This is a genomic window from Tessaracoccus bendigoensis DSM 12906 (assembly GCF_900141915.1).
Lineage (GTDB): Bacteria > Actinomycetota > Actinomycetes > Propionibacteriales > Propionibacteriaceae > Arachnia > Arachnia bendigoensis.
Genome location: NZ_FQZG01000055.1, coordinates 16,513 through 27,922, shown reverse-complemented (window position 1 = coordinate 27,922; position 11,410 = coordinate 16,513). Strand labels below are relative to the sequence as shown.

The 11,410-nt window shown below is 67.9% G+C and carries 9 protein-coding genes; 1 reads left to right on the top strand and 8 read right to left on the bottom strand.

Annotation, left to right across the window (positions count from 1 at the left end; all coding sequences use genetic code 11):
- Nucleotides 1-151 precede the first annotated feature (151 nt).
- Nucleotides 152-1,057, bottom strand: a complete 906-nt coding sequence (locus BUC15_RS13540) for a cation diffusion facilitator family transporter (RefSeq protein ID WP_245787985.1) — start codon at nt 1,055-1,057, stop codon at nt 152-154.
- Nucleotides 1,058-1,192: 135 nt separating this feature from the next.
- The gene (locus BUC15_RS13535; protein WP_073189182.1) at nt 1,193-2,146 is read right to left on the bottom strand and encodes an NAD(P)-dependent oxidoreductase; all 954 of its coding nucleotides are present in this window, start codon (nt 2,144-2,146) and stop codon (nt 1,193-1,195) included.
- 98 nt (nt 2,147-2,244) lie between these two features.
- Between BUC15_RS13535 and glyS the strand changes: the two genes are divergently transcribed.
- Nucleotides 2,245-5,421 (top strand): glycine--tRNA ligase subunit beta, encoded by a 3,177-nt coding sequence (gene glyS / locus BUC15_RS13530; protein ID WP_073189190.1) that lies wholly within the window; start codon nt 2,245-2,247, stop codon nt 5,419-5,421.
- A 107-nt stretch (nt 5,422-5,528) separates the two neighbouring features.
- Here the strand turns inward: glyS and BUC15_RS13525 are convergent, their stop codons facing one another.
- From BUC15_RS13525 to BUC15_RS13500, 6 genes are read right to left on the bottom strand one after another with little or no spacing between them, the layout of a single operon-like run.
- Nucleotides 5,529-6,188 (bottom strand): DUF4240 domain-containing protein, encoded by a 660-nt coding sequence (locus BUC15_RS13525; protein ID WP_073189180.1) that lies wholly within the window; start codon nt 6,186-6,188, stop codon nt 5,529-5,531.
- 56 nt (nt 6,189-6,244) lie between these two features.
- Nucleotides 6,245-6,829 carry a TlpA family protein disulfide reductase gene (locus BUC15_RS13520; RefSeq protein WP_073189177.1) on the bottom strand — a complete coding sequence of 195 codons (585 nt, stop codon included), beginning with the start codon at nt 6,827-6,829 and terminating at the stop codon, nt 6,245-6,247.
- Nucleotides 6,822-7,730 (bottom strand): c-type cytochrome biogenesis protein CcsB, encoded by a 909-nt coding sequence (ccsB, locus tag BUC15_RS13515; RefSeq protein WP_073189175.1) that lies wholly within the window; start codon nt 7,728-7,730, stop codon nt 6,822-6,824. Before ccsB ends, BUC15_RS13520 begins: the two co-directional genes overlap by 8 nt.
- Entirely contained in the window at nt 7,723-9,123 is a 1,401-nt protein-coding gene (locus BUC15_RS13510) for a cytochrome c biogenesis ResB family protein (RefSeq protein WP_073189173.1), read from the bottom strand. Before BUC15_RS13510 ends, ccsB begins: the two co-directional genes overlap by 8 nt.
- A gap of 3 nt (nt 9,124-9,126) precedes the next feature.
- Nucleotides 9,127-9,954, bottom strand: a complete 828-nt coding sequence (locus BUC15_RS13505; protein ID WP_073189171.1) for a tetratricopeptide repeat protein — start codon at nt 9,952-9,954, stop codon at nt 9,127-9,129.
- Complete coding sequence (locus BUC15_RS13500; protein ID WP_073189169.1) at nt 9,932-11,407, bottom strand: ammonia-forming cytochrome c nitrite reductase subunit c552; 1,476 nt, start codon at nt 11,405-11,407, stop codon at nt 9,932-9,934. The genes BUC15_RS13505 and BUC15_RS13500 overlap by 23 nt, the downstream gene beginning before the upstream one ends.
- Nucleotides 11,408-11,410: the final 3 nt, after the last annotated feature.

The window sequence follows — 11,410 nt, the reverse complement described above, 5'->3', positions numbered from 1 at the left end:
CGCAAGTCGTCGACACCAGCGGTCAGACGCCGACACCAGCGATACAGCGCGACACCAACCGTATGCCGCTGGTAGCCAGCCATACCCCTGGTAACCGCGAACTTCCCCTGAACCGCGAACTTCCCCACCGACGCAGCAGCCCCCGACGACGTCAGTGGTCCAGGAACTCGTCCTCGTAGCTTCGAGGGTCCTCGATCGGCTCCAAGTGACCCGTGATGTACAGGTCCGGGAACTCGCGGTGGACGTCGTCGATCAGGTCCTCCATGGCGTCGTGGCCCTCCTTGACGCTCCAGGCCCCGGGCACGAGCATGTGCACCTCCATGAACGCCCTCGCTCCGGAGACCCGGGTGCGCAGGGCGTGAAAGGCCACCTCGGAGCTGCTTTTCTCCGCCAGGATCTGACGGATCCGGGCGTTGGTCTCCTTCGGCAGCGACTCGTCCATCAACCCCGACGTCGACTCAGACACCAGTTTCCAGCCGGTCCACAAGATGTTTAGCCCGACGGCGATCGCGACGATCGGGTCGAGGATCTGCCATCCGGTCAGCCACACCAGCGCGATGCCGATGACGACGCCGACCGAGGTGACGACGTCGGTCATCAGGTGATTACCGTCGGCGCGCAACGTGATCGAGTTGTACCTACGCCCGGCCCGGATCAGCACGATCGCGACCGCCCCGTTCACCGCGCCCGCGACCACGGAGATGATCAGTCCGATCCCGATCTGCTCCAGCGGTTGCGGGTTCAAGAGCCTTTGAATCGCGACGACCAGGATCACCGTGGCAGCGACGAAGATCATCATCCCCTCGACGGCCGAAGAGAAGTACTCGGCCTTCGAGTGCCCGAAGTGGTGGTTCTTGTCGGCAGGCTTCGCGGCGACCTTGAGCGCAATCAGCGCGACGATCGCCGCGACCAGGTTCACGACCGACTCGGCCGCGTCGGAGAGCAGTCCGACCGACCCGGTCAGCAACCAGGCCGCGGTCTTGAGCGTGATCGTCACCAGCGCCGCGGCGATGGAGAGCCAGGCGAACTTGGTCAGGTCGACGCGGGAGGAACTCACGGACTCAATCTTCCGCCAGGGCGGCGGACCCGGACAAGTCGCGGGGCGCAGGTCTGGCGTTGAGCACTATTCCGGGTTCGTTTGTCCAAACGACGTGTTTTAACGTTCAAGTGGTGATCGAACCCGAGATAGTGCTCATCGCCCGGTCACCCGCACCAGGTTGCGCACCTCTCCCCCGGCTCGGACAGCCGCAATGTTGTGCGCCAGCAGCTTGTCGGCGTTCTGCGGGCGACCCCCGGCGATGTGCGGGGTAATCAGCAGGTTCGGCAGGTCCCAAAGCGGCGACCCGGCAGGCAGCGGCTCGACCTCGGTGACGTCGATCGCCGCCCCCGCCAACCGACCCGACTCAAGCGCCGCAACCAGTGCCTTCTCATCGACGGTGTTGCCCCGCCCGACGTTGACCAGGACGGCGCCCTCCTTGAGCTGCGCGAACCGTTGCGCGTCCATCGCCTTGGCCGTCGACGGGTGGGTCGGCAGGATCATCACGAGCACGTCGGTCTCGGCGAGCACGTCGGCCAGGCCCGCATCGTCGACGACGGTGACGCCGCCGCGCACCCCTGCCGTGCGGGCGGCGCCGGTGACGTTGCCGCCGAGGAGGCTGATGTGCGGGGCGAGGGTCGAGCCGATGGAACCGTAGCCCCAGATGGTGACGTTGGCGCCGTCGAGGGTCGTGACGCGGCCGTCGTCGGCCCGCTCCTTCATCGAACCCGCGTGTTTGACGTCCCACACGTGGCGTTCGGCGTTCTGCACCGCGAGCGGGAGGTGCCGCAGAAGAGCGAGGATCAGGGCGAGCGCATGCTCAGCCACTGGCCCGTCGTGCAGCCCGACGCCACTGGAGATCGGCACCTCTTGAGCGAATCCCGCGGCGACCACCGGGTCGGGGCCTGCGAGGAACGCCTGAACCAGCCTGAGCTTCGTCAGTCGCTCGGCGGAGTCGCGCAATACCTCAGGCGGCTGCCCCCAGGCGACCAGGACCTCGGCGTCGAGGTGCTCCTTGGGCACAGGTACCCGCTGGTCGATGATGACGATCTCCGCGTCGTCGATCTTGGGCAACTTGCCCCGGTAGGCCTTCGGAACCAGAACCTTCACGATGCTCCTTCTGCAATTGGGTTCACTCAACTGCCAGCATGGCACACTCCAGATGAGCGGATCGCGGCGGAAGTGGGTAATCTGCTGTGGTGCTGACGATGCAAGACGCCCTACGCCGACTCTCCGACTACTGGACCTCGAAGGGCTGCCTGACGTGGCAGCCGTTCAACACCGAGGTCGGGGCCGGGACGATGAACCCCGCGACGGTGCTGCGGGTGCTCGGCCCGGAGCCGTGGGACGTCGCCTACGTCGAGCCGTCGGTCCGCCCCGACGATTCCCGCTACGGCCTGAACCCGAACCGGCTGCAGACCCACACGCAGTTCCAGGTGATCCTGAAGCCCGAGCCGGGCGACCCGCAGGAACTCTACCTCGGCTCCCTCGAGGCCCTCGGGATCGACCTGTCGAAGCACGACGTGCGCTTCGTCGAGGACAACTGGGCCCAGCCCGCGATCGGCGCATGGGGGCTCGGCTGGGAGGTCTGGCTCGACGGCATGGAGATCACGCAGTTCACCTACTTCCAGCAGGTCGGTGGCCAGAATCTCGACCCGATCCCGGTGGAGCTGACCTACGGCGTCGAACGCATCCTGATGGCACAGCAGGGCGTGACGCACTTCAAGGACATCGCCTACGCCACCGCCGCGGACGGCCGCATCGTCACCTACGGCGAGGCGTTCGGGCAGCAGGAATACGAGATGAGCCGCTATTACCTCGACGACGCCGACGTCGAGGCGAACCGGTCGCTCTACGAGACCTATGTCGGCGAGGCGACCCGGATGGTCGAGGCCCGCCTTCCGGTACCCGCGCACTCCTACATCCTGAAGTCGAGCCACGCGTTCAACGTGTTGGACGCCCGCGGCGCGATCTCGACGACCGAACGGGCCAAGGCCTTCGCGACGATGCGTCGCCTGATGCGCGACACCGCGGCGCTGTGGATCGAACGTCGCGAGGAGCTCGGTTTCCCGCTGATGCACGAACAGCCGCAGGTTGAAGGGGCAGAGTCGGTCGAACCTGGCCGCGAGCAGCCGCTGGTCGAGCCTGGCCGCGAGCAGCCGCTGGTTGAGCCGGGCCGCGAGCAGCCGCAGGTTGAGCCGGGCCGCGAGCAGCCGCTGGTTGAGCCGGGCCGCGAGGAACGAGCGCCCGTGTCGAAACCAAGCTCCCACCCCCAGACCTTCGCCCTGGAGATCGGGGTCGAGGAATTGCCCCCGCACGTCGTCCCGCAGACGGTCGACGCCGTCCGGGAGGCGCTAACCACCAAGCTCGCAGCGACCCGGCTCGCGCACGGCGCGATCACCGTAGACGGCACCCCGCGGCGCATCGTCGCGATCGTCGAAGACCTGGCCGCGGCCGAGCCCGACGCCGAACAGCTCCGCAAGGGCCCCAAGTGGCAGGCCGCGTTCGACGCCGACGGCAACCCGACCAAGCCGCTGGCGGGCTTCATGCGCGGCCAAGGCGTCACCGCCGACCAGATCGTCAAGGCCGAGATCGGCGGCAACGAGCACGCCGCGGTTAGGGTGTCGGTCGCCGGGCGCGGGGTCCTGGACGTGATGGGCGGCATCATCGCAGACGTCGTCACCGGCTTGCGCGCCGAGAAGAACATGCGCTGGAGCGACCCCTCGCTGACCTTCTCCCGTGCGATCCGCTGGCTGGTCGTGCTCTGGGGAGACGCGGTCGTCCCGGCAACCGTCTCCGACGTGACGGCCGGTCGCACCACCTACCTGCAACGCCCCGTCGTTGGTCAGGAGGCGGGTCGCCGGAGCGACGGCGTTCTCGTCGGGCATGTCGAGATCGCCTCCGCGGACGACCTGCTCCCGACCATCGCGGCCGGCGCGATCGCGGTCGACAGCTCCCAGCGTCGCGACTCCGTCCGCGAACAGGCCGTGGCCCTGGCCGCCGGGGTCGGTGCGACGGTCGACCTGGACGGTGAGGCCGCCTTGGTCGAGGAGATCACCAACCTGGTCGAGGAGCCCCACGGCGTGCTCGGCAACTTCGATGAGCGCTACCTCGACCTGCCCGACCGCATCCTCACCACCGTCATGCGCAAGCATCAGCGTTACCTGCCCGTCTACCGCGACGGCCTGCTCGCCCCGCACTTCATCACGATGGCCAACGGCCTCTGCGACGATGCGGTCGTCCGGGCAGGGAACGAATCGGTGATCCGCGCCCGCTACGAGGACGCCCTGTTCTTCTGGAACGCCGACCTCGAGGCAGCCGACGTCGACTCGTTCGTTCCCGGCCTGGACAAGTTGACGTTCGAGGACCGGCTCGGTTCGATGGGGCTGCGGGCCCGCCGCATCGCCGACGTCGCCACCCGCCTGGCCGCCCAGGTCGGGGTCGAAGGCGAAGAACTGGCGACGCTGACGCGCGCGGGCGAACTGGCCAAGTTCGACCTGGCGACGCAGTTGGTCGTCGAGATGAGCTCGCTGGCCGGGTTCGTGGCCCGCGAGTACGCCGTCCGCAAGGGCGAGCCGCAGGCCGTCGCCGACGCCCTCTACGAGATGGAGCAGCCGCACACCTCGGCCGATCCGGTGCCCGCCTCCGTCCCGGGCGCGCTGCTGGCGCTGGGCGACCGGTTCGACCTGCTGGCCGCCATGTTCGCGCTCGGTGCCAAGCCGACCGGCTCGTCCGACCCGTACGGGCTGCGCCGCGCGGCATTGGGCGTCGTCAGGATTCTGCGCGAATCGGCAGGTACGCCGCTTGAGTCGTTGACGATCCGCACGGGGCTCACCGAAGCGGTCGCGCGGCTCGCCGAGCAGGGCATCGAGGTGGCGGCCGACGCCGTCGACTCGGCCCTGGAGTTCACCATCGGACGCTTCGCCCAGTTGCTTCGCGACGAGGGCACCTCCGCCGACCTGGTCTCGGCGATCCTGCCTGCAGCCGACGCCCCCGGTCGCGCCGCCCGCCTGCTCGCCGAACTGTCGGCCAGCAGGGAAGACGCCCGCCTCAAGGGCTTGGTCTCGACGCTGGTGCGCATCAGCCGCATCCTGCCCGACGGGGTCGCCGCGGGCTACGACGCGACGCTGCTGACCGAACCGGCCGAGGTCGCGCTGCGTGAAGCAATCGAGGCACTGCCTGCGGGCACGGCTGGCGAGACCATCGACGTGGTGTTGGACCGCACCGAGCCGGTGGTCGCAGCGGCCGCGAGGTTCTTCGACGACATCCTGGTCAACGCGGAGGACCCGTCGGTCCGCGCCGCCCGCCAGGGCCTGCTGGCGTCGGTGTCGTCGTCGGCGCCGTCTGACCTCGATTGGAAGTCGTTGGACATCGCCCTGGGCTGAACCGCGGGTCGGCTCCGCACCCGACCAAGATCATCTGGCTCGACGCCGAGTGGCACCTCAAACGCGCCGCTCACGCTGCCTGGACCCAACCCCGCCGACGCATCGCCTCACCGCCGGAATGGCCATCCCGGCAGCCGCCAGCGCTTCACCGCCGAACAGCGGGGGTAGAGCTGCTTCAACACGCGCGCCGACGGCAGGCCGCCCGCCGACGGTTCGTGGTTGACAAGGAAATCGAGGTCTGGATGGCGGCCCGTCAACGGCACGCCGAAGCGCTCCTCGTGTACCTGGTCGGCGACGAACACCAGCGACTCCGACGCCCCGATCTCATCCTCGTCGGTGAGCCCAAGGTCGGCCAACGAATCGGGATCTTCGAGCACCCGCGTCGCCGCTGCGCGACCGTGCAGGATCACCCAGGAACGAACCGACTCAAACACATCGTCGCTGACCAACCCCATCAGCGCGGTTGCCGCCCCGTAGAGGCCAGCGTTGTCGAGCTCGGCATGGGCCTCACCCAGACACCGCTGGAAACCGAGCAACTCCTCGTACTCGAGTCGTTTCACCTGGTCGGTCAGCAGTGCGAGCTTGTCGTCGACCACCTCACCTGCGGAGGCGGCGTCGACCAGGTCCCAGAATCCTTCGTTGAGCACCTCAACATCTTGCCAGGACGCGGGACGCAACCTCGGCAACTGCCAGATCGCCGCCGTCGCGCTGAGAGTCGACACCCCGTCGTACACGGAGACCGCGACTTCGAGATCCTGAGCAGGCACACCGCGCTTCGGACCGTCTCTCTGATCTGAGACGGTCCGGACCCCGGGTCCGCCCCTCAGCCGACAGGGATCTCGATCCCGGCCAGGTGCTCCTCCATCTCGGCGAGCGACAACACTCCCTTGGCGACTGAGGCGACCTTGCCGTCGGCGTCGATGAAGAAGTGCGTCGGCACCGACGACGTCAGGTACCTCAGCGAGATCTCACCTATCGGGTCAGGGACGCTGACGATGCTCAGGTCGAGGCGTTGCGCGTAGTCGGACACGGTTTCCCGGTCTTCCTTCAGGTAGATCGACACCACCTCCACCCGCTCGCTCATAGCCTCGACGTCGGGCAGTTCGGCCCGGCACGACGAACACCACGTGGCCTGGAACAACAACCAGACCGGTTGCCCCTTCAGCTCTGAAAGCGTGACGGGGTTGCCTTCGATGTCCAGGGCCTTGAAGTCGGGCGCCTCAGCCCCCACCTTGGGCCCCACCTCATCCGCGCTCACCGATGCCGCCGACGTCGGCTCGGGCACGCCCTGCACCACGAACACCCCCGCGACGATGAGCACCGTCACCACCACGAGCCCGAGCACGGGAAACAGCCTCCGGCCCCGCTTCACGGCACCGTCGGCGCTGACCGACCACGGCTCAGGCATAGGAGTGCAGGCCCCCGAAGAAGTGGTTGCCGAAGTACGCGAACAACACCGTGACGAAGCCGATGACCAGCATCCAGGCGGCCTGGCGGCCACGCCAGTTGCGCACCACCCTCACATGGAGGAAGGCCCCGTAGACCAGCCAGGTGACCAGCGCTGCAGTCTCCTTCGGGTCCCAACCCCAGTACCGGCCCCAGGCCGTGTTCGCCCACACCGAGCCGAGCACGATCATGATGGTCAGCAGCGGGAACGTGACGACGGCGGCGCGGTAGCCCACGTCGTCGAGCACATCCTGCCGGGGCAACGGGAGCCGCTTCGGCAGCACCGGATGCAACAGGTAGAGGACGGCCGCCCCGAACGAGACGCACGCGGCACCGTAGGCGATGATCGCGAAGCCGACATGCAGCGTCAACAGGAGGTTGTTCTGCAGCGCGGGGATCAGCGGCTTGACGCCGGTGTCCAGGCCGAGCGCGTAGACCAGGAGCACCGCCGCCACCGGCAGCACGACGAGCGAGAGCATCCGGATCCGGAAGCGCATCTCGAAGAACAGGTTTACCAGCAGGATGCCCCAGACGAAGGCGACGGCGAACTCATGCTGGTTTGAGAACGGCCCGTGGCCGGTGATGCTCATCCTGATGCCGATGTAGGTCGTCAGCAACACCAGCGCGGCGACCTGGAAACCGGTCGCCCACCACGAGAGGCTGCTGCTCCGCGCAGGGGCGGCCGCCTCGGCCTTCGGCTGCACAGGAGCGAAGTCACCAGCGCCGACGCTGACCTTCGCGCGGCTGCGGGTCTGGGCCACTGCCCGGTTTCGGCTGGATGCGGCCAGCGCAATCCCGCAGAGCAGGGCCAGCAGCACGGTGACGACGGTGGCGGTCACCAGGTATTCGGCAGACTCAAGCATCGATCAGTTCCTTGTCGTCCGTTGATGGTGAGGTCTCGGGAGCCGTGGCGTCGATCCGTTCGACCAGGCCGCGGAAGTGCCTCTCAAAGGTCGTGTCGAGCTTCTCGGCCGAGGCCAACTGCAGGCGGGAGCCCCCGTCGACCGGGGTGATCCTGACCCAGAGCCGACGGTGACGCAGCATGAACGTCATGCACATGCCCAGCACCAGCAGGGTCGAGCCCACCCACATCCACATCGCCCCGGGGTCCTGGCGTGCGATCAGGCCGGTGTAGCGCAACTCGCGCTCGAAGGTCAGCGTGAGCCCGCCAGCCTCCACCTGTTCACCCTGCTCGGCGGGCATCACGTCGAGCTTCTCGCCGCTGGCCACGTTGTACACCTCGAACACGGCGCTGCCCGCGGCGATCCCCGCGTCGGTGGCACCCGAAGCAGGCGTGACGACCAGCACCTCCAGGCCGGTGCCCGCAGGCTGGATCTTGCCGATCGCGTAACGCCCGTCGTTGCTCTGCCACTTCAAGGGCACCGCCCCCTGGAAGAGGGTCGCGCCTTCCTGTTCGACGGTGATACCTGCGGCGATGCCGAAGGATGCCTGGTGGATGGCGGTGCCGTCGATGCGCAGGGGTTCATTGACCCGCACCTCCTGCTCGGCGACGACCTGCCCGTCGCGGGTCACGACCAGCTGGCTCACGTAGTCGGTCGGGCGACCCATGTCGTCGTAAGCGTCTTTGAAGGAGTCGACGGTGACGACCAGCCCGGTGTCGTGGCCCACCTCTGCGCTCTCCCCCACCGCGATGTCGAGGTTCTCCTCGAACCCCGTGAACGCCGAGACGCCGAAGGCGATCAGGATCACGACCATGGCCGCGTGCGCGATGGCCGTGCCGAACGGCCCCCAACGGAAGCGGTCCGAGTACCAGCCGCGCTGGCCGGTGAGCGTCTCGTCAGGAAGGATGCGGTAGTGCGCCGCGCGCAGCACCGAGCCGGTGTGCTCGGCAGTCTGGTCGAGCGAGAGCGGCAACTCCAGCTCCGCGCGGTACTGGGCGCGCTCGAAGAACTTCTCGGTGACATGCACGCGGGGCTTCGTGGCGCGCGCCCACAGCTGCGGGAGCCGGTGCGTGGTACACGCGATGATCGACAGCGCCAGCAGCACCGTCACCCCGAGGAACAGTGGAGACGACCAGAGCTGGAAGATTCCGAGGTAGTCCAGGACCGGCGTCCACCCGCCGTAGCGCGGCCTCACCGACTCCAGCCAGGCGGCGTGCGCGGCCGCGTCGCTCGTTGCCGGGGCCTGGGCGATCAGAGTCCCGAGCAGCGCCAACACCGCCATGGCGATGATGACGACCGCGCCGAGCACCTTCGAATAGAGGATGCGGTAGACCCAGCCGAACAACTCACGCATCGCTCACTCCTCCGTCGACGTCGGGCTGGCGGCGGGCGACGGGCTGCCGGTCGGCATCGCCTCGAGCGCCGACAGGTGCGACTGGACGGTGGCGGCCAGGTCGGAGTCGGGCGCCACGTCGAGCACCGCCTGCCAATCCGCTCGCGCCCCCTCGACGTCGGGTGGGTCCTGGGCGAGGTGCAGGAAGCCGAGGTTGTACCAGGCCTGCGGGTTGCGCGGGTCGACCTCGGTCACCTTCCGCCACAGCTCCTCGGCTCCCTCGGAGTCGCCGGCGTTGAACCGCAGCACCCCCAGCTCGAGGTTGGTGGCGACGTCGTCGGGGGTGGAGACCACCTTGGCCTCCAACTCCGCCATACGCGCGACGTCGCTGGTGCTCGCCGTGCTGGTGGGCGACGCTTCGGGCGCGGCCGCGGTGTCGGCGGGCTGCCCCAGCCGGAAGACGCCGTAGACCACGGCGGCGACCAGGATCAGCCCGAGCACCGGAATCAGCGCGGCGGGGCGCTTCTTCCTGGTCGGCACCGGGGTGTTGGCCTTGTCCATTGGGGTGTGGATCTTGGGCCGAGTCGGCGCGTCGTCGTCCTCGCCAAGTTCGGCCAGCGCGAGGTCGGCGTCGTCGCTCTGTTCGGGCTCTCGGGTCTGCCAAGGCTTCGCGGTGGGCTGATCGACGACCGGTTCACCGACGGCGGCCAACTGCTCGTCGGCCCACTCCCGGAGCGACTCGGGCGCGCCCGCGAGGAAGGCCCGCAACTCCTCGACGTGTTCCGACGGGGGCCCCGCGGCGTTGCCGGGGGCCCCGGGCCTAGCCCCGTCAGCGCTGTTCTGCGCGTTCACGGTTCGCGATCGTGACTTCGGAGGCCTCCAGGGAGGCGGGATCGGTCCCCTGCAGCACCAGCTGGCCCTTGCGGGACGCGTCGAGCGAGTCGGCGAGGATGCGCTGGATGTAGGCGGGGGCGTGGAAGCCGTAGGAGTTCTCCGAATAGACGTAGTCGAGGTAGAAGCTCGCCTTGTTCTGGAACTCGCGGGCCGCATTCAGCGTCGTCTCGTCGGTGCCGTCGGTCTGCGCCACCTCCAGGTCCCTGATCAGGTTGACGAGGGAGTCGAACGCGCGATCGCGGGTTCCGATGAACTGGTCCTGGATGCCGACGACACGCTCTGTCATCTCCTCCTCGGTGGCGTTGTGGCACGTCATGCAGGACGCGTTGACGTTGAGCAGCGGCGACTGGATGTGATGGTTCGTCACCTTGCGGGCGCCCTCGGCCTCGTAAGGCATGTGGCAGTCCGCGCAGCTCACACCGTTGGCAGCGTGGATCGAGTTGGACCAGAAGATGTCGAACTCGGGATGCTGCGCCTTGACGACCTGCGCTCCGGTGGTCGCGTGCTCGAAGTCGCGGTGGCCGTCTTCCAGGTAGTAGTCCCAGATCTCGTCGATGTCGAGGCCCTTGGTCCACGGGAAGATGAGCTCCTTCGACTCCTTCTCGAAGTAATACTCGACGTGGCACTGCCCGCACACGAAGCTGCGCATCTCCTGACGCGTGGCATCACGGTTGACGTCGTAATCCTCGACGCCCTGCGTGGCCATGTATGCGGAGATCCCCTTCTCGAAGGCTGGGCGCGTGATCCGCAACTCCATCGTCGCCGGGTCGTGGCAGTCGATGCAGGCCACCGGATGCTCGGCCAGCTGCGTCACGTCAACGTATGCCATCTGGTTCATCTTCTCGAAACCGGCCTGACGGTCACCGTCACCGAGGTCGTTCATCAGGGTCACCGTCGAGGCATGGCAGTTCAGGCAGGTGCCCGGCTGGTTGAAGTCGAGCACGCGCAGCGTGTAGCGCTGGTCCTCGAGCATGTAGGCGTGGCCGCGGGCGTGGCGGTAGTCGACGGAGAACGGATACCCCGCCCACATGTCCTTCAGCCGGGGATCCTCCTCGAGTCGGCTGGTCGAGACGATCGTGCGCGGATCGGTCTCCGTCGCGGTGCGCTCCTCAGCATGCGAGCCGCCGAACACCGTCGGCGTCATCTCGGAGGTGCGCAGGTAAGACTCGTACTGGCTGGGGAAATTCTGCCCCCAGACGGCCGGATCGGCGACGGTGTCGTCGAGATCGACCACCTTGGTGTAGGGATCCCTGGCCTCCGACATCCGCTCGATGACGTTGGCCAACACCGCTGTCGCGCCCGCCGTCACCACCGCGGTGATCGCGATGGCGGCGACGATGATGCCGACCCGGCGTCCCTTCCCGGCCTTGGCCGTGGTCGGTTCCTTCTGGGGAGCGTCGTTGTTCTCCATGGT

What these genes read in the sequence shown, in the direction of transcription:
- BUC15_RS13510 (WP_073189173.1), bottom strand. Translation starts at nt 9,123, where the DNA reads ATGCGTGAGTTGTTCGGCTGGGTCTACCGCATCCTCTATTCGAAGGTG.
- BUC15_RS13500 (WP_073189169.1), bottom strand. Translation starts at nt 11,407, where the DNA reads ATGGAGAACAACGACGCTCCCCAGAAGGAACCGACCACGGCCAAGGCC.
- ccsB (WP_073189175.1), bottom strand. Translation starts at nt 7,730, where the DNA reads ATGCTTGAGTCTGCCGAATACCTGGTGACCGCCACCGTCGTCACCGTG.
- glyS (WP_073189190.1), top strand. Translation starts at nt 2,245, where the DNA reads ATGCAAGACGCCCTACGCCGACTCTCCGACTACTGGACCTCGAAGGGC.
- BUC15_RS13520 (WP_073189177.1), bottom strand. Translation starts at nt 6,829, where the DNA reads ATGCCTGAGCCGTGGTCGGTCAGCGCCGACGGTGCCGTGAAGCGGGGC.